The organism is Opitutus sp. ER46, assembly GCF_003054705.1.
In the GTDB taxonomy this organism is placed as follows: domain Bacteria; phylum Verrucomicrobiota; class Verrucomicrobiia; order Opitutales; family Opitutaceae; genus ER46.
In genome coordinates this window covers 196526-214925 of sequence record NZ_QAYX01000024.1, presented here as the reverse complement: position 1 = coordinate 214925, position 18400 = coordinate 196526, and the positions used below count along the sequence as shown (strand labels likewise).

Sequence of the window (18400 nt, the reverse complement as noted above, 5' to 3'; positions counted from 1 at the left end):
GCACGTCTGGGCCGCATGGTCCCGGTGGCTGAGGGACTAACCCCAGTCGGGGCAGGCGGCGGCGGCACGCCGCGCGGGGAGTCGACGGGCACAGTGGTCTCCTTTTGGCACCACTGGTCGGGCATTCCTTCGCCAGCCGCAGCGGGTACTCCGGCTGATGCCTCACGCGCGCTGCTTCGGCGTCCGCCCTCCCTCCCGCCTCCCCATCGCCTCCCCAACGCAAAGCCCTGCCATGAATGCTATCAGAAACCTTGCCTGCACCCTCGCGTTCGCCCTCGGCGTCGTTCCTGCAGCCCACGCCCAGTCCATTTCACCGGCCTCCACCACGGATGCCCCCGCCAAGGACGAGACCATCCAGCTCTCGGTCTTCGAGGTAACCTCGTCAAAGGACGTCGGCTACCTTTCCACCAATGCCGCCGAGGTCACCCGCATGAACACCGCAATCGAGGATATCCCGATGAACGTCACGGTGTTCAACCAACAGTTCATTGAGGACCTGCTCGCGACCGACTCCTCCGACCTGCTCGCGTACGATTCGTCGTCCATGAAAACGACGGAGAACGATGGCTTTATGGCGCGCGGGTCCGCCAGCGTGGGGACCAATTTCTTGAACGGATTCGCCCAGACGAGCGGCTTCGGCTCGCAGCCGCTCGCCAACATCGAGCGGGTCGAGGTAATCCGCGGCCCGGCCGCGATCCTCTACGGCGCTGGCGGGTATGGCGGAACCTATAACCGCATCACGAAGCAGCCGCAGCCGCGCTGGTTCACCAGCGCGCGCGTGGTGGCCAGCGACCACAGCTCGTACCGCGGCGAGGTCGATTACAACCAGCCCCTCCCCGTCTTCGGCGGCAAGACCCTCCTCTTCCGCGCGAACGGCATCTACGATCGCGGCTACACGTGGTTCGGCCAGCGCCGCCAGGAGGACGGCCTCGCCCTCTCCCTCGCCTGGCAGATCGCCAAGCCGACGAAGCTCATCATCGACTACTTCTACAATTGGAAGGAGAGCCAGGCCAGCTGGGAGACCCCCGTCCACAACGGCGACCCCTACGGCATCGTCACGGGCGACGGCACCTACCACAAGTTCCCCCGCAAGATCGCCTGGATCAGTCCGGATGACTACCGGCGCAACCTGCGACGCGTCTATTCCACCGACTTCCGTCACGCGTTCTCCGATTCGCTGCAGTTCCGGTCCCAGTTCCAGTTCGAGAACCGAGCCCAGAACAACGTCGAAACCCAGGCGCTCTCCGATGGCCTCGTGATCCTGAAGGACGCGGCGCTGATGCCGCGCCAATGGCGTTCACGGCCGCAGAACACGGACAACTATCGCTTGCGCAACGAACTCGTCTGGCAAGCCCGCACCGGCCCCCTGAATCATCGGCTCCTCCTCGGTCAGGGCTGGATCCAAGTCTACGACACCAACACCATCATGCGGTCCAGCCAGAACTACGGCGGCCTCACCGGCGCCAAGCTCGCGGGCGACGGCCGCATCGCGGATGCCTCGGCCTCGGCAAAGTACTTCACCTACCCGAACCTCAGCTACGCCGAGTTCCTCGCCAACCCCAGGCTCGCCGGCTTCAACCCGAACCTGCTGCTCCCCATCAACCTGCTGGATCGCGGCCTTGAGACCCCCACCCCCGCCGTCGACGCGCGCTCGCCGCTCTACCTCGACACCTCCACCAGAACCTACACCTCCAACCAGGATCTCTACGCCAACGACGTGTTTTCGTTCTGGCACGACCGCTTCTACGTCATGGCGGGCGTGCGGCAGTCGCACTACGCCCGCAAGACGATCGCCTTCGCCAGCGGCACCTTCCCCAACAAGGTCCTGCTCGAGAGCAAGCCCACCACTTACCAAACCGCTGACGCTACCACGCACAGCGTCGGCGTGGTGTGGCACGCCAATGCCGCCAAGACCCTCTCGCTCTACGCCAACCTCAACAGCTCCTTCTCGCCGGTGTACACCCTCCAGCCCGACGGCTCTGAACTGAAACCCGAGGAAGGAAACCAGAAGGAGGTTGGCGCCCGCTTTAGTCTCCTCCGCGGCCGTATCTCCGGCCTGGTGACATGGTTCGACATCATGCAGGACAACGTCGCCCAGAAGGACACCACCCCCGGGCGCACCGACTATTACGTCCAGGTCAGCGGCCAGCACAGCAGCGGCACAGAGGTGAGTGTCAACGGCCGCATCACCGACGACTGGCTCGTCATCGGCGGCTTTTCCGACACCGATGCCCGCAATGAGCTTACCGGCGTGGCCAAGGATCTCTCCCCGCGCTTTCGCTTCACCTTGTTCAACAAGTACAACTTCAGCCGCGGCAAACTGAAGGGCCTGGGCCTCAGCCTGGGCACCATCTACACCGGCGAACGCGACCTCACCAACGCCACCATCCACAACGAACCGAATTGGGGCCCCCTCCCCGACTACTGGCGCGTGGACACCATCGTCAGCTACAAGCGCAAGGCCCGCCGGTGCACGTACAACCTGTCATTCAAGGTCACCAACCTGTTCGACAATCGGGACATCTATTACGTCGGCTCCTGGTATCGCTACACCATCGACGCCGGCCGGGTCTGGCAGGCCGTCGCTGGCATTCGCTTCTAGCGCCAAATCAAGGCCGAACGGCGGGCGCCGAACGGTTGACTCAGCGCTGCGGCGAAATCCACCGTGCGCCGCCGAGCCGGCGAACGATTTCCGCACGTCCCGGCATTTGACGACCCGCCGCGCAGGCGCACGATGCCGGCGTGCTCTCCGACGCCTTCGCCGGCCTGCAAAAGCTGATGCTGCCAGACAAATGGCAGGCGTTGGCGTTGGCGGGATTGCGCGCCGGACGCGACGTGATCGTCGACGCACCGACCGGAGCCGGGAAAACCTACGTCTTTGAGCGCTGGGCCGAGCAGACGAGTTTCGCGCGGCGCGCGCTCTACACCGTGCCCACGCGCGCACTCGCCAACGACAAGTACGCCGAGTGGCGCACCCGCGGCTGGCACGTGGGCATCACGACCGGCGATCTCTGCGTCGATCCCGACGCCCCCGTGGTCGTTGCCACGCTCGAAGCCGTGCAGGGTCTGGTGGTTGACGATGCCGCGTGGCGGCGCGAACCCGACGCCGCGGCCTCACCCGCAGCGGAAGCCCGCCGCGGCGCCGCCCCGCGCGCGGCCAGCTTCTCGCTGCTCGTCGTGGACGAGTACCACTGGCTCGCCGATGCGCACCGCGGCAATCACTACGAAGGCGTGCTGCTCGCGGCCCCGCGACGCCTGCAGCTCCTCCTGCTCTCCGGCGCTGTCGCCAACCCGCACGACGTGGCCGCGTGGCTGCGGCGGCTCGGCCGCGATGCCGAGGTGATCGAGCATCACATCCGCCCGGTGCAGCTCGAGGAGGTCGAAGTCGATGAACTCATCCACGGGCTCCCACGCTGCATCGAGGGTTTCTGGTCGAAGCGCGTCGCCGGCGCCCTGCGCGAGGGCATGGGCCCCGTGCTCGTGTTTGCGCCGCACCGGCGCGATGCCGAGCGGCTGGCCCGGCAGTTCGCCCGCGAGCTCCCGCTCCCGGACCCGCTGACGCTCACGCCGGAACAGGAGCAGATGTGTGGCCCGGCCCTCGCGAAGCTCCTGCGCAACCGCGTGGCCTACCACCACAGCGGGCTCAGCTACGCCCAGCGCGCCGGGGTCATCGAGCCGCTGGCGAAGGCGGGGCAGCTCCGCGCCGTCGTCGCCACGCTCGGGCTCAGCGCCGGCATCAACTTTTCGCTGCGCTCCGTGCTGATCACCGCGAGCAGTTTCCGCCACGACCAGCTCGACCGGGAAATCGCGCCGCACGACCTCCTGCAGATGATCGGCCGCGCGGGTCGGCGCGGACTCGACGACGTGGGCTACGTGCTCGTGAGCAGCAGCAGCCTGCGCATGCGCCGGGCCGAACCCCTGCGCCTCAAGCGCGCCGCCCCGCTGCCCTGGGCGTTCTTCCTGCGGCAACTGCGCGCCGGCCGCGACGCCCTGGAGCTCGCCGGCACTGAGTCCGGCCGCTTTTTCAGCGAGGAACACGTCGCGCTCGGATCCGAACAGACCGCGCAGCTCGACCCCACCGCCCTGCCTTGCGGGGAGCACACCGACACCGGCCGCGCCCGGCTCGTCCGGCGCGAGCGTCATCCGTTCCCCGGCTGCCAGGGGTGCCGCCACCGCGCCGAGTGCCTCGGCTTCTCGCCGCAGCCCACCCTCCTCTGGCAATGGCAGCGCACCGGCGTGCTCGACCGCCAGCTGCGGCTCACCGCGCGCGGCGAGATCGTGTCCTGCTTCCTGGGTCCCGAAGGCCTTGCGCTTTCCGCCGCGCTCGAGGATCGCCGGTACCCCGTCGACGACCTGCTGTTCGACGCCGCCAACCTGTTCGCCGGCGACCGCTTTTCGGGCACCAACCCGCGGCGTCTCGGCCGGCTCGCCGCCGCGTGCAATTTCGCCTACCGGCGGCTCACCATCGAGGGCTGGCTCCAGGAGGGCCTGCCACCGCAGTACGGTTCCGGCGGTAGCGAAGCCGTGCGCGCCCTGATCGCCGACGGCGCCCGCGCCCGCGAGGTCATCGCGGAGGTTGAGACCGCCGGTCGCGGCGACATCGACCGCCTCCTCACCGAGTGGCGTAGCCTGCTGCGGCAGGTCGCCCATGCCGGCCCGCTCATCGGTCCCGCCTCCGGCTGGCGCGACCGCGACCTTTTCCTCGCCGAGCGTTGGGATACCTTCCGCGCTCTCGCTCGTGACTGGCTGCGCGAGGTCCGCCGCGACACGCTGCCCGATCTCCCCCGACTCACGCCCGACCAATTACGGCCGGTCAACCACAGCGTCCTGCGCCCCGCCCGCCGGCTCCCGCCCACCCCGCTCTCTTCGGCGCCCCGGGCCAACGCGGCCCGGTAACGCTAGCGCCATCGTCGCTCGAAACCGGACAGCAGCCCGCGCGGCCCGCCGGCACACCGTGGCCCCGGCGGGTTTGCCGTTGCCCGCGGGCGCCCGGCTGCCACCACTTGGCCCTTCATCTCCGTGAACGCCGCTCATTCACGTTCCGTCCTGCTGCTCGTCGCCGCCGCCCTGTGCTGGAGCCTCGGCGGGTTGCTGATCAAGGCCGTCACCTGGTCTCCCCTCGCCGTCGCCGGCGCGCGCGGCCTGATCGCCGGCGTGTTCCTGCTGGCGACGAATCGCGCGCTGCGGTTTCACTTCTCCCGCGACCAGGTCATCGGCGCCATCGCCTACGCCGCCTGCACCGTCACGTTCTGCACCGCCACGAAGCTCACCACCGCGGCCAACGCCATCCTGCTCCAGTACACCGCCCCGGTGTGGGTCGCCCTGCTTGGCGCCTGGTTTCTCGGCGAGCGCGCCTCGCGCGCCGACTGGATCACGATCGGCACCGTGCTCTTCGGCATGGCCCTGTTCTTCGCCGATGCCCTCGAACTCACGCACGTCCTCGGCAACGTCATCGCCGTGATCAGCGGCGTCTGCTTCGCCGCGATGACCGTCGCCCTGCGGCGCCAGAAGAACACCTCCGCCGTCGAATCGATCATCCTCGGCAACTTCCTCGCGTTCGCCGTCGGCCTCTGGTGGATCGTCCAATCTCCCGCCCTGCCGGGCATCGGCTGGGGCGCGCTGCTGACGCTCGGCGTCGTCCAGTTGGGCGTGTCGTACTGGCTGTACGCCCGCGCCATCCGGCATGTCACCGCCCTCGAGGCCGTGCTCATCCCGGTGATCGAGCCGATCCTCAACCCCATCTGGGTCCTCCTCTGGAGCGGGGAACGGCCATCCCCGTTCGCGCTGGTGGGCGGCGCCGTGGTCCTGACCGCGGTCACGGCCCGCGCCGTCCTCTCCGTCCGCGCCGCCCGCGCCAGCGGTGCGGCGGCCTGAGGGCCGTTTGCGTCGGGCGGGGTTCTGGGCACGGTGCGGCGGCATGAAAACCCGCCTCCCCCTCGCCCTTATGTCGCTGCTCACCTTTCTGTTCGCCTCCGCCCGCGCCCACGCCGAACCGCTCAAAGTCGGGGACCCGGCGCCCGCGGTCACCGCCACCACGGACGCCGGCACCCGGATCGACCTCGGCGACGCGTATAAGAAACAGCGCTACACGCTGGTCTATTTTTACCCGCGCGCCGGCACCAGCGGCTGCACCGCCCAGGGCTGCTCGCTGCGCGACGCCTACGAGGAACTCACCCGCCAGGGCGTCGCGGTGTTCGGTGTCAGCACCGACGACGTCGCCGCGCAGGCCAAGTTCAAGGCCGAGGAGCATTTCCCGTTCACGCTGCTGGCGGACCCGGACCGGGCCGTGATCAAGGCCTTCGGCGTACCCGTGCGCAGCGTCCCGGCCATCGGCGAGTTCGCCGCGCGCCAGGCCTTCCTCATCAAGGACGGCAAGATCGTTTGGGCGGACTACAAGGCCAAGACCGACCAGCAGGCGGCCGACGTCCTCAAGGTTCTCGCGGCGGACAAGAGCTGAGCCACCGGCGCGGCGCACGCGCCGCCACCGGTCATTGCTGGAAGCGTTCCACCATCGCCGCCACGCCCGGGATCCGGTCGACCAAGTGGCGGTGCTGCGCCTCGAACTTGGGGGCGAACCTCCGCCCCTGGCGACCTACCATGGCGCGGAAAACATACCCTTGGTAGCCCGGCGCCATGGCCGCGGGATGGTACCCGCGGTCCACGAGGAACGTGTCGCCGTGCTGCGCCTTGAAGCACATCGGCTCGGCCACGGTGCCGTCGTAGCAGAACTGCGCCGCAAAACCCGATTCAGGTCGGAAGCGAAAGTGGCCCACCTCCTCGAAATCCGCCTCGTCCGGCAATTGCTCCTGGTCGTGCTTGTGTGGCGGATAACCCATCCAGCAACCCTCTGACACCAGCATCTCGGCCGCATAGAGACGGCCGACGCGTCCCGTCGCCGCGGGTCCGAGAATGCAGTACATCCGCCGGTGCGAATGCGTCTCCACCGAGCCGATGTCGATCGCCTCGACCTCCTCCGGCGCGATGCGGAACGGGGCGAACGGCTGCTCGCAAAGCCCGCCCACCACCAGCACCTCCGTGCCGTCGCGCGCCGCGCGCACGGTCATGCGCGGGCAGGTCCCGCAGTACACCGAGTCCGCCGGTCCGTCCCAGATATCCGCGCGGCGCCCCACGTTGCGAAACTCCCGCGCGCCCGCCGCGATGTCGGCGCGCCCCGACAACACCACGCAGAGCAGTTCGCATTGCGGCACGTCGAGGGTCTGGGTCTGTCCCGCGGACAGCCGCAACACCGTGAAGTAGCTGAGGGTCAGGGTCTCAGCACCCGGCTCGACGATCGGGGCGTTTCGATTGGCAGCAGCGCGAATCAGTTTGGCCATGCGAGCAGCGACAGCCGCCGCCTCCCGGCACCCATTGCCGGAACGCCCGCGGTGATGTCGGAGCGCAAACGTTCCACGCGGTCGACCGCAAAGTCCAGCGGCCGCCGCAATTCGTCAGAACAGCTGCGCGGGGTACGTGCCCGCCTTGACGAGGTCGGCGATCGCCGCCGAGACCCGCGGCTTGTCCTCGCGATACGTCACTCCAAACCAACTGCTGTCCGTGGGCAGCACCTGTACGTCCGCCTCGCGCCGCCCGATCATGGTGGAAACCGCCGCCGGCAGGTAGAACTCAGCCTTCATCGGATCCACGCCGGCCCCCGGCGGCCTCGCCGTCACGCCCGCGAGGAAATCGCTCAGCTGCGCCTCCAGCGCGGGGAAGAGCGCCGGAGTGAAACCCCAGCAGTTCATCGAGACGATCTCCTGGCCGGAATACGCAAGCCCCGGGCCAACGTTCGCCGGCGCGATGCTCGTCCGCTCCACGATCGCCTGCAGCGCTCCGTCGGCCCCGGTCGTGCACACCCCGCGCGAGACCGTACCGTGCTCCGACAGCGTGTTCGCCAGCCGGAAGCCCACCATCGCGAACGCGGCCCGCGGCCCGCGCATGTTCGCGCCGCGCAAGAAGCCGGCGAGCCGCCGAAACGAGTCGGCGCCGTAAAAGTCGTCCGCGTTGATCACCGCGAAGTTGTCCTGCACCGCGTCGCGCGCACACCACACCGCATGCCCGGTGCCCCACGGTTTTTCCCGTCCCGGGAACGGCGCATAACCTGACGGCAGCACGTCGGCCGCCTGGAACACGTACTCAACCGCCACGCGTCCGGCATACCGCGCGCCGATCTTCTCCCGGAACACCGCTTCGAAATCGCGGCGGATGACAAACACCACGCGCGTGAACCCGGCCCGCAGCGCATCGAACACGGCGTAATCCAAAACGGTTTCGCCCGCGGGTCCGACAGGATCGATCTGCTTCAGGCCGCCGTAGCGGGAGCCCATGCCGGCAGCGAGGACAACGAGGGAGAGCGACATGACGCGAGCAGACGCGTCCCCGGCGCGGCGTCAACGCGCGATGCGCGTCATCCGAAGTTGTTACGTAACAAGCCGGTTCCGGCGGCGCCGCGGCGGGCGGCTTGACAATTGGAAACTCTAGGACCTCTTTCGGTTTCCATGGTTTCTCGCCCAGCCTACTCCGCCGATACCGTGTTCGATCAGCAGCCGCCTGAGCGCGCGCGCCTGCTGCACGCGGCCCGCCGACTGATGCTCACCTACGGCTACCAGGCGTTCACCATGGATCAGCTCGCGCACGAGCTGGGCGTCAGCAAGAAGACGCTCTACGTGCACTTCCCCAGCAAGGACGCCATCGTCAACCAGATCATCGACCTGATGGGCGCCAGCATCCAGGGCGGCATGAAGGCGGTCTTGGCTGATCCCACCCTCACGTTTCCCCAGCGCATCTCGGGCGTGGTCGACGTCGCCAGCGCCAACCTCGCGCGCCTGTCGCCCGCCGTCCTGCGTGATCTCGAGCGCTTTGCCCCCGCCACGTACCGCAAGATCGAGGATATCCGCAGCCAGACCATTCCCGTGGTCTTCGGACAACTCGTTCGCATGGGCATCGCCGAGGGCAAGGTCCGCGCCGATGTCGATCCCGCGTTTGCCGCCGAGTTCTGGCTCCAGGCGATCCGCGGCCTCGTGCAGCCTGCCGTCCTCGAACGGACCCAGCTTACCCTTCCGCAGACGCTCCAGCGCGGCCTGCATTTGTTCTTCTCCGGACTGCTCACCCCCGCGGGCCGCAAGGAATATGAAAAGAGCACCTGAACCCAAGCCTCCGCAGCGGCGCCCCAGCCTCCCGGATCGGACGCGCCCTTCGAGCCGCGTCGCCCGCCGCCGCACTCGCGCCACGCGCGTCCCGCCGGTCTCGGCTCCCGCCGACCACCCGGCCGGCTATCTCAACGCCCTGATCTCCTTCTTCTCCGCCTGACATGAAATCCGCCGCCCTCTCCCTCGCCTGCGCCGCGCTCCTCCTCGCCGTCGGCTGCAACCGTTCCCGGGTCGATCCCAACGGCGCCCGGGTTCTCTCCGGCAACATCGAAGTCGTCGACGCGCAGCTCGGCTTCAAGATCGCAGGGCGCATCGCCCAGCGGCCCGTATTTGAGGGCGATCCAGTGAAGGTGGGGCAGCTGGTCGCCCAGCTCGATGACATCGAGCAGAAGCAGCAGCTCGCCTTGCGCCGCGCCGAACTCGCCGCCGCCGAGGCCGCGCTCGCGGAGCTCGAGGCCGGTTCGCGTCCGCAGGAGATCGCCGCTGCCGCCGCCGCCCTGCGAAGCGCCGAGGCCGAACGCGATCGCGCCCGGGTCGACTTCAAACGCCAGCAGGAGCTCCTGCAACAAGCCGCCATCTCCACCCGCGAACACGATACCGCCGAGGCCCAGCTCAAAGTCGCCGAGGCCCGCGTCGTCGAAGCCGGCGAGAAGCTCCAGCTCGTGCGCGAGGGTCCGCGCGCCGAGGTCATCCAGCAGGCGCGCGCCCGCGTCGCGCAGGCCCGCGCCGCCGTTGCCCTCGCCGAAACCCAGGTCGACAACACCCGGCTCGTGTCGCCGCTCACCGGCGTCGTTCTCTCCCACCACCTCGAGCCCGGCGAGTTCGTCTCCCCCGGCACGCCCGTCGTCACCGTGGCCGACACCGTCCACGTCTGGGTCCGCGCCTACCTCGATCAGTCCGACCTCGGCCGCCTCCGCCGGGGCCAAAAGGTCGCTGTCACCACCGATTCCTTCCCCGGCAAGTCGTACGAAGGCATCGTGGGCTTCATCGCCTCCGAGGCCGAGTTCACGCCCAAGACCGTCCAGACCACCAAGGAGCGCGTGAAGTTGGTCTTCCGCGTGAAGGTCGACATCAACAACCCGAACGACGAGCTGAAGCCCGGCATGCCCGCCGACGTGCACATTCCAGAGGCCGGAGGCCAGAAGCCGGAAGCCTGAGGCCGGAAGCCAGCCACCGATCACATTACCATTCCAAATCACCTTCGGCCCGCCGCCCTCGCTCCGCGCCTGTCATCCCCCGCCCTCCGACATCTGACCTCCGACATCTGACATCTGGCCTCTCACTTCTGGCTTCCGAGATCTGACCTCTGACATCTGACCTCTGACATCTGAAATGCCCGCCATCCACACCCGCGCTCTGTCCCACTCCTTCGGTCCCACGAAGGCAGTCGACGCCCTCGATCTCGAGGTCGCCGAGGGCGAGATCTTTGGCCTGGTCGGCCCGGACGGCGCAGGCAAGACGACGACCATGCGGATGCTCACGGGCATTCTCCCGCCCACCAGCGGAACCGCCACAGTCGCCGGCTACGACGTCGTGCGCCAGGCCGAGCCGCTGAAGGCGCATGTCGGCTACATGAGCCAGCGCTTCGGCCTCTACCCCGACCTCACCGTCCTCGAGAACATCCGCTTCTACGCCGACATCTACGGCGTCACCGCCCGCGAACGCGCCGAGCGGCTCGACCAGCTCCTGGGTTTCAGCAACCTCACGCCCTTCAAGCAGCGGCTCGCCGGCAATCTGTCCGGTGGCATGAAGCAGAAGCTCGGTCTCGCCTGCGCGCTCATTCACACGCCGCGCGTGTTGTTCCTCGATGAGCCCACCAACGGCGTCGACCCGGTCTCCCGCCGCGACTTCTGGCGCATCCTCTACCAGCTTGTGCGCGACGGCGTGACGATCTTCGTGTCAACCGCGTACCTCGATGAGGCGGAACGCTGCAACCGGCTCGCGCTGCTGCACGCCGGCCGGCTCCTCGGGCTCGGCACGCCCGACGAAGTGAAGCAGCTCATGCCCGGCGCCCTCCTCGAGGTCCGTGTGCCCGCGCCGCGCGCCGCCGCCGCCGTCCTGCGCGGCGCACTCACCAACGCCACCGTCGGCCTGTTCGGCGACCGGCTCCACGTCGCCGCACGCGACGCCGCCGCCACCGAAGCCCGGGTGCGCCAGCTCCTGCGCGACGCCGGGATCGAACTTCTTTCCCTGCACCCCATTGAGCCGTCGCTCGAGGACGTGTTCGTTGCCGTGCTGGCGAACCAAAAGGCCGCGTCATGATCTACGCCGTCATCGTCCTCGCGCTGTTGACCGTCCTCGCAGCCACCGATTCCGGCGGGCACGACGACCATGGGGAGCCCCACTCGCAGAACTGATCCCATGCCCACCCAACCCGATGCCGTCACCGAAGTCGTGGTCGAGGTCTCGAACCTCGAGAAACGCTTTGGCTCGTTTCGCGCCGTCGCCGGCATCTCGTTCTCGGTCCGACGCGGCGAGATCTTCGGTTTCCTGGGGCCCAACGGGGCCGGCAAGTCCACCACCATCCGCATGCTCTGCGGGCTGCTTACGCCCACCGGCGGCGAGGGCCGGGTCGCGGGCTTCGACATCCGCCGCCAGACCGAGGCGATCAAGACCCGCATCGGCTACATGAGCCAGAAGTTCTCCCTCTACGACGAGCTGACGGTCGAGGAGAACATCGACTTCTACAGCGGCATCTACCGGCTCCCGCCGGCGAAGAAGGCCGAACGCAAGGCCTGGGTGCTCGAGATGGCAGGCCTCACCGAACACCGCCGCTCGCGCACGTCCGACCTGTCCGGCGGCTGGAAGCAGCGGCTCGCGCTCGGCTGCGCCGTGCTGCACGAACCGCCCATCCTCTTCCTCGACGAGCCCACCTCCGGCGTGGATCCCAACAGCCGCCGCCAGTTCTGGGATCTGATCTATACGCTGGCCGGGCGCGGCGTGACGGTCTTCGTGACGACGCACTACATGGAGGAGTCGGAGTACTGCGACCGTCTCGGCGTCGTGTACCGCGGCGAGCTCATCGCGCTCGGGACGCCGCGCGAGCTCAAGACGCGGCACATGACCGACGCCGTCCTCGAGATCGACTGCCCCCGCGCCAACGACGCCATGTCCGTGCTCGAGGCGCTGCCCGAGATCTCCGAAGTGGCGCTGTTCGGCCGCGGGCTGCACGCGGTTGCGCGCGACGCCGACACCGCGCTCCAGGCGACCCGCGCCGCCCTGGAACGCGGCGGGTTCACGCCGCACCACGTGGGCCGGATCACGCCCACGCTGGAGGACGTCTTCGTCTCGCTCATCGAGGCGCGCGACCGCGCCGGTTCGCCGCAGTCGGAGGTGCACCAATGAACTTCCAGCGACTCTGGGCCATCGCCCGCAAGGAATCCCTCCACATCCGGCGCGACCCGCGCAGCCTGGGCATGGCGATCGGCATCCCGATGCTGATGATCCTGCTCTTCGGCTACGCGCTGACGCTCGACGTCGACCGTGTGCCGTTCGTCGTGTGGGACCAGAGTCATTCGCCGGAAAGCCGCGAACTGGTCGCGCGGTTCAGCGGCTCCCGCTACTTTTCGTTCGTCGGCGCCCGGGATGACTACCAGTCGATCGACCGGGTGATCGATACGCGGGACGCGTTGCTCGCGCTCGTGATCCCGCCTGATTTCGGCGCCCGACTCGGCGCCGGCCGCACGGTTTCGCTGCAGGCCGTGATCGATGGTTCGGACTCCAACACCGCCGCCATCGTGCTCGGCTACACGCAGGCGATCACCCTCGGCTACAACCAGCAGATCCTGCTCGACCAGGCCCGGCGCAGCAACGGGGGCGCCGCGGTGGCCCCGCTCGATCTCCGACCGCGCGTCTGGTTCAACCCGGACCTCGAGTCCAAGAACTTCATCATCCCCGGGCTCATCGCCGTCATCATGGGCCTGATCGCCGCCCTGCTCACCTCGCTCACGATCGCGCGCGAATGGGAACGCGGCACGATGGAGCAGCTCATTTCGACGCCGGTGAAGCCGGCCGAGCTGATCATCGGCAAGCTGCTGCCCTACTTCGTCGTGGGCATGCTCGATGTCCTCATCGCCGTGCTCATGGCCGTCTACCTCTTCGACGTCCCGCTGCGCGGCAACGTCGCGCTGCTGTTCGCCATGGCCGCGCTCTTCATCGTCGGCACCCTGTCGCAGGGCATCCTGCTCAGCATCATCGCCCGTCAGCAGCTGCTCGCGAGCCAGCTCGCCATGGTCTCGACCTTCCTGCCGGCCTTCCTGCTGTCGGGCTTCATGTTCGCGATCGCGAACATGCCCATTCCCGTGCAGGTCATCACGACCATCGTACCGGCCCGCTACTTCGTCGCACTGGTCAAGGGCATCTACCTGCGCGGCGTGGGGCTCGAGACGCTCTGGGCCGACGCACTCTTCCTCACCCTCTTCGCCACCATCGTGCTCGGCCTGGCCGTCGCCCGGTTCCGCAAAAAGCTCCAATAGCCATGTGGGAACGCATCCTCACCATGCTCCGGAAGGAGTTCCGTTCCGTGTTCCGCGATCCCCGGATGCGCATGGTCATCTTCGGCATCCCGATCATCCAGACCCTGATCTTCGGCTACGCCGTCACCATGGATGTGCGGCACGTGCGGCTCGTGGTGATCGACCGCGACGGTACGCCCGCCAGCCGCACGCTCATCGCGCGCTTCACGGGGTCCGACTATTTCGACGCGGTGACCACCACGCAGGACGAGGCCGTCGCGCGGGCGGAAATCGACGCCACACGCGCGGCCGCGATCCTGCAGATCAACGCCGGCTTCGAGGCACAGTTGCGCAGCGGCCGGCCCGCGCCCGTGCAGCTGATCGTGGACGGCTCCGATTCGAACACCGCCCGACTGGTACTGAACTACAGCTCCGTCATCGCGACGGGCTACAACAACGAGGTCATGCTGGATTCCACCCTGCGGCGTGCAGGAAGACCCTTGAGCATCGGCGCCGTGGAGCTCCGTCCCCGCGCCTGGTTCAACCCCAACCTGGAGAGCCGAAACTACTTCGTGCCCGGCGTCATGGCCGTGCTCGTCATGTTGATCGCGCTCATGCTCACCGGCATGGCGATCGTGCGCGAAAAGGAGGTCGGCACGATCGAGCAGATCATGGTCACGCCGATCCGGCCGCTCGAGTTCATCTTGGGCAAGTTCGCCCCGTTCATCGTGATCGGCTTCGTCGACGTGGCCCTCGTCACGTTGGTCGGCGTGTACTGGTTCGAGATTCCAATCCGCGGTAGCTTCCTCCTGCTCCTCGGAGGCACCGCCTGCTTCCTGCTCAGCACCCTCGGCATCGGCCTGTTCATCTCCACGGTCAGCAGCACGCAGCAGCAGGCCATGATGACGACGTTCTTCTTCTTCTTCCCGGCCATGCTGCTCTCCGGGTTCATCTACCCGATCGCCAACATGCCCATCGCGGTGCAGTGGCTGACGTTCCTCAATCCGTTGCGGTACTTCCTGGTCATCATCCGCGGCGTGTTTCTCAAGGGCGTGGGTTTCGACGTGCTCTGGCCCCAGATGGCAGCCCTCGTCGCCCTCGGCATCGCGGTCATGGCTTTCGCCGTGAGCCGGTTCCACAAGACCACCGGCTGACCCGCCTGTCGCGGGCCACCAAAACAAACGGGCCGCCCCGCGGCGGCCCGTGAACTCGGACGAGGATGCGATTCGCGCGGGACTACTTCGCCTGCGGCACGGCCGGCGTCTTGGCGGCGGCGAGCTGGCGGGCAACGGGACCGTCGAACTGGATGGTCTGCGTCGGGAACGCCATCGACAGGCCGCGCGACTCGACGAGCCGCATGATGGCCAGGTTGAGTCGCTGGCGGACCACCATGTGCTTCCGGAAATCCGGGTCCGGCGTCTCGTATACCATCCAGAGATCGAGCGACGAGCTGTTGAAATCGCGGAAGTAGACCATGACCGAGGCCGGATCCACCTCGGGCTGGCTGCTGATCAGCTTCTGCAGATCGGCCACCATCGTATCGAGCTGCTCGGGCTTCGTGTCGTACGTCAGGCCGATCACCTGCTCCACGCGGCGACGGGCGAAGCGCGCCAGATTGGTGATCGATTCCGAAGCGACTGACTTGTTCGGGATGACGAGCAGCGACTTGTCCACCAGCCGCAACTTGGTGGAACGCAACCCGATGTCCTCCACCGTGCCGACCTGGCCGGCGATCCTGACCGTGTCGCCCACGCGAAACGGCTGATCCATCACCACCACGAACGAGCCGAAGAGGTTGGCGATCGTATCCTGCGCCGCCAGGGCGAAGGCCAGGCCACCGATGCCCAGGGAGGTCAGGAACACCTTCACCGGCGCGCCCACGCTATCGAGGATGATCAGGACGCCGAGGATGACCGCGAAGACCAGCAGCGTCTTTTTGATCAGCGGCATGAACGTCGCCACCGTCATCTGCCGCCCGTGCGCCACCTCCTCGAGGTGATCGAGGAGCGCGCCACCCGCGCGAATCAGGCCCCAGACGATCACGGCCAGGATCGCCATCTTGGCGCTATTGCCGATCAGCACGTCGGATTCCGGCGACAGTTGCAGCACGGTCAGCGCCGCGAAGATACCCACGACCATGACCAGCGTGGCGGTCGGCGTCTCCATCGCCGGGAAGAGCTTGTCGTCCAGCGTCGTCTCCGTCTTTGAAGCCAGCTTCTTGAGATAGAAAAAGATGATGTTCGTGATCAGGTGCCGCAGCACGACCGCCAGGAGCACGATGATGCCGCACGCAATCCAGTGGAACAACTGGTCATCCACCTGGGGGAAAAACCGGTGCAACCAGCTCACAAAGCGCTCAAGCAGGTCGGTCGCGACCGTCCTGCCCTTGTTCACGACCGTCACGTTGGGCGCCGTCCCCGTCGCCCCCGCCGTGGCCGCCACCACCTGGGTGCTACTCCCGGTGTCGGTCTGCACCACGGTCGTTTTGCCGTCTGCCACCGCTGCCGCCGGCTCGGTCGACTGCGACTCGGCAGCCATCGCTGGGATGGCGGCCCAGCAGGCCACCACGAGGGACATCAACTGCAGCACGCGCTTCATAAGGGCCGAGGACTGAAGAAACCCCGGCCGGGTTGTCAAAGCCGGAGGCGGCGGGCTGGCCCCGGTCCCATCCCTCCGGGGCCGTTGGCCCCCATCGAGGCGCGCCCAGACCGGCAGGATGGAAACGCCGATGATTTTCGGAACGTTACCGACTTGGCGCGCCGCATGACGGTGACCACACTCCCGCCCCCATGTCTACCGCCCTAGCTGTGATTTCGACCATGCCCTGGTGGGCGTGGGTTGGTTTCTTTGTGCTGATCACGCTCATGCTGGCGCTCGATCTGGGTGTCTTCCAGCGCAACGCCCACGAGGTGAAGATGCGCGAAGCCCTGATCTGGTGCGGCGTCTGGGCCACCCTCGCCGTCAGTTTCGGCGGACTCGTCTGGTGGACCGAAGGCGCGGAGCTCGGCCAACAATATCTGGCTGCCTACCTCGTCGAGCTCTGCCTGAGCGTCGACAACGTCTTCGTCTTCATCGTGGTGTTCTCGTTCTTCGGCGTGGAACCGAGATACCAGCATCGGGTGCTCTTCTGGGGCATTATCGGCGCCGTGGTCATGCGCGCCGCGTTCATCCTGATCGGCGTCGGCATCATCTCCCGCTTCCACTGGATCCTCTACATCTTCGGCGCGTTCCTGATCTACACCGGCATCAAGCTCGCCCTGCCCGGCAAGGATGAGGAGGTCGATCCCTCCCACAACATCGCCGTCCGGTTCTTCCGCCGCCACTTCCCCGTCAGCGACCGCTTCCACGGCTCGCATTTCTTCGTCCGCGAGAATGGCCGCTGGGTGGCCACCCTGCTGTTCATCGTCCTGATCGTCATCGAGACCACCGACGTGGTCTTCGCGCTCGATTCCCTGCCGGCCGTGCTGGCGATCACCAAGAACAGCTTCGTCGCGCTGACCTCGAACATCTTCGCGATCCTCGGACTCCGGTCGCTCTACTTCGCCCTCAACGGCATCATGAAGCTCTTTCGCTTCCTGAAGATCGGCCTCGCCGTAATCCTCTGCTTCATCGGCGTGAAGATGCTCGGCGAACACTGGTTCCATATCACCACTGGCACCTCCCTCGCCGTCATCGGCTGCGTCCTGGCCACTTCGATTCTGATGAGCCTGCTCATCCCGGCGGCGGGCGCCGACAAGACTCCGGTGGTCACGCCGAAGGGCGACGACCACAACTGAGCCCCCGCCGGCGGCGACGCGCTCACGTACCCACGCCAAAAGAAAACGCCGGACCCGAAAGGTCCGGCGGTTGGAGTGACGGACTCCGCGCGGGAGTCAGAATCAGGCGATGGTGATCTTGCGCGGCTTCAACGCTTCGTGCTTCGGCAGGGAAACGCGCAGGATGCCATCCTTCAGCTCAGCCACGATCTTGTCGGGATCGATCAGGTTGTCGTGCGTGAGCACCAGCTCGAACGGAGCGTCCGTGCTCTCGCGGTACACGACCGACCAAGCCTCCGGACGCTTCCAGGCGCGCCGGCCCAGGACCCGGAGCTGGCCTTCCTCGGCCGTGATCTCGAGGTTCTCCTTGGTCACGCCCGGCAGGTACACGGTCAGCCCGTACGCGTCGGGGTTTTCCTTGATCTCATAGGCCGGCCGGATCGTCGGCTCGCTGGTGGAGTTCTCGCTCGGCCGCGAAGCAGGCGAACGGGAGAGGGAGGGAATCAGAGTGTTGAGAAGAGACATGATGAAGTGAGGTTCAGGTTGTGAGATTCGGGTGGGATGATGCGGCGCCGGTTTACTTCACGGACACCGTGATCTTCTTCGGCTTGGCTTCCTCACGCTTCGGCAGCGTGACGGTCAGGACGCCGTGCTCGTAGCTGGCGCTGACCTTGCCGGAATCGACCTCGTCGGGCAGGCGGACGGAGCGGCTGAACGAAAAGGTCTCCTCGCCCTCCGGGCCTTCGGACTTGCGCTTGCCGGAAATCGTCAGATTGCCCTCGGCCATCTCGACATTGATGTCGTCGCGACTCAGACCGGGCAGCTCCGCCCGGACGTACGCGTGGTCGGCATCTTCAAAAAGATCGACCGGGAACTGGTCGTTGTTCACGACGCCTCCGAAGTCGCGCAGCGCGGTTTCGAAGAGCCGGTCCATCTCGGTCTCGAGACCGGACCAGGGCGAGCGGCCCAGCCCGCTGTAGGAAGGAGCCAGGCTGCGGTAGTTGGGATAGGTGTAACGGATGAGTCTCATGGTGGTGTTCTCCTT

General features: G+C 67.2%; 16 protein-coding genes. 11 read left to right on the top strand and 5 right to left on the bottom strand.

What is annotated here, in order from left to right; genetic code table 11:
• The first annotated feature begins 232 nt into the window (after positions 1-232).
• The 4 genes from DB354_RS16360 (at position 233) to DB354_RS16345 (ending at position 6457) form a co-directional block, all read left to right on the top strand.
• On the top strand, positions 233-2602 hold the full coding sequence (locus DB354_RS16360) for a TonB-dependent receptor plug domain-containing protein (protein ID WP_107836720.1): 2370 nt from the start codon (positions 233-235) through the stop codon (positions 2600-2602).
• Positions 2603-2742: 140 nt separating this feature from the next.
• On the top strand, positions 2743-4896 hold the full coding sequence (locus tag DB354_RS16355) for a DEAD/DEAH box helicase (RefSeq protein WP_107836719.1): 2154 nt from the start codon (positions 2743-2745) through the stop codon (positions 4894-4896).
• Positions 4897-5019: 123 nt separating this feature from the next.
• A complete protein-coding gene (locus DB354_RS16350; RefSeq protein WP_233256665.1) occupies positions 5020-5874 on the top strand; it encodes a DMT family transporter in 855 nt (284 codons plus the stop codon).
• A 43-nt stretch (positions 5875-5917) separates the two neighbouring features.
• Positions 5918-6457, top strand: a complete 540-nt coding sequence (locus DB354_RS16345) for a peroxiredoxin (RefSeq protein WP_107836717.1) — start codon at positions 5918-5920, stop codon at positions 6455-6457.
• 31 nt (positions 6458-6488) lie between these two features.
• Here DB354_RS16345 and DB354_RS16340 read toward each other — a convergent pair whose 3' ends face one another.
• Both DB354_RS16340 and DB354_RS16335 read right to left on the bottom strand, forming a co-directional pair.
• Complete coding sequence (locus DB354_RS16340) at positions 6489-7334, bottom strand: 5-deoxy-glucuronate isomerase (protein WP_107836716.1); 846 nt, start codon at positions 7332-7334, stop codon at positions 6489-6491.
• A gap of 114 nt (positions 7335-7448) precedes the next feature.
• The gene (locus DB354_RS16335; protein WP_107836715.1) at positions 7449-8357 is read right to left on the bottom strand and encodes a sugar phosphate nucleotidyltransferase; all 909 of its coding nucleotides are present in this window, start codon (positions 8355-8357) and stop codon (positions 7449-7451) included.
• A gap of 138 nt (positions 8358-8495) precedes the next feature.
• Here DB354_RS16335 and DB354_RS16330 point away from each other — a divergent pair, with 138 nt between their 5' ends.
• The 6 genes from DB354_RS16330 to DB354_RS16305 all read left to right on the top strand — a co-directional run bounded on the left by DB354_RS16330 (position 8496) and on the right by DB354_RS16305 (position 14754).
• Positions 8496-9143, top strand: coding sequence for a TetR/AcrR family transcriptional regulator (locus DB354_RS16330; protein ID WP_107836714.1), 648 nt, complete (start codon positions 8496-8498; stop codon positions 9141-9143).
• Positions 9144-9307: 164 nt separating this feature from the next.
• Positions 9308-10303, top strand: coding sequence for an HlyD family efflux transporter periplasmic adaptor subunit (locus DB354_RS16325; protein WP_107836713.1), 996 nt, complete (start codon positions 9308-9310; stop codon positions 10301-10303).
• A 175-nt stretch (positions 10304-10478) separates the two neighbouring features.
• A complete protein-coding gene (locus DB354_RS16320) occupies positions 10479-11408 on the top strand; it encodes an ABC transporter ATP-binding protein (protein WP_107836712.1) in 930 nt (309 codons plus the stop codon).
• Positions 11409-11507: 99 nt separating this feature from the next.
• Positions 11508-12491, top strand: coding sequence for an ABC transporter ATP-binding protein (locus DB354_RS16315; RefSeq protein ID WP_107836711.1), 984 nt, complete (start codon positions 11508-11510; stop codon positions 12489-12491).
• Entirely contained in the window at positions 12488-13621 is a 1134-nt protein-coding gene (locus tag DB354_RS16310; RefSeq protein WP_107836710.1) for an ABC transporter permease, read from the top strand. Before DB354_RS16315 ends, DB354_RS16310 begins: the two co-directional genes overlap by 4 nt.
• Before the next feature lie 2 nt (positions 13622-13623).
• The gene (locus tag DB354_RS16305; RefSeq protein WP_107836709.1) at positions 13624-14754 is read left to right on the top strand and encodes an ABC transporter permease; all 1131 of its coding nucleotides are present in this window, start codon (positions 13624-13626) and stop codon (positions 14752-14754) included.
• A gap of 82 nt (positions 14755-14836) precedes the next feature.
• Here the strand turns inward: DB354_RS16305 and DB354_RS16300 are convergent, their stop codons facing one another.
• Positions 14837-16198 carry a mechanosensitive ion channel family protein gene (locus DB354_RS16300; RefSeq protein ID WP_107836708.1) on the bottom strand — a complete coding sequence of 454 codons (1362 nt, stop codon included), beginning with the start codon at positions 16196-16198 and terminating at the stop codon, positions 14837-14839.
• Positions 16199-16389: 191 nt separating this feature from the next.
• Between DB354_RS16300 and DB354_RS16295 the strand changes: the two genes are divergently transcribed.
• A complete protein-coding gene (locus DB354_RS16295) occupies positions 16390-17376 on the top strand; it encodes a TerC family protein (protein WP_107836707.1) in 987 nt (328 codons plus the stop codon).
• A 102-nt stretch (positions 17377-17478) separates the two neighbouring features.
• Here the strand turns inward: DB354_RS16295 and DB354_RS16290 are convergent, their stop codons facing one another.
• On the bottom strand, positions 17479-17880 hold the full coding sequence (locus DB354_RS16290; protein ID WP_107836706.1) for an Hsp20/alpha crystallin family protein: 402 nt from the start codon (positions 17878-17880) through the stop codon (positions 17479-17481).
• Positions 17881-17932: 52 nt separating this feature from the next.
• Complete coding sequence (locus tag DB354_RS16285) at positions 17933-18385, bottom strand: Hsp20/alpha crystallin family protein (RefSeq protein WP_107837076.1); 453 nt, start codon at positions 18383-18385, stop codon at positions 17933-17935.
• Between the last annotated feature and the right edge of the window lie 15 nt (positions 18386-18400).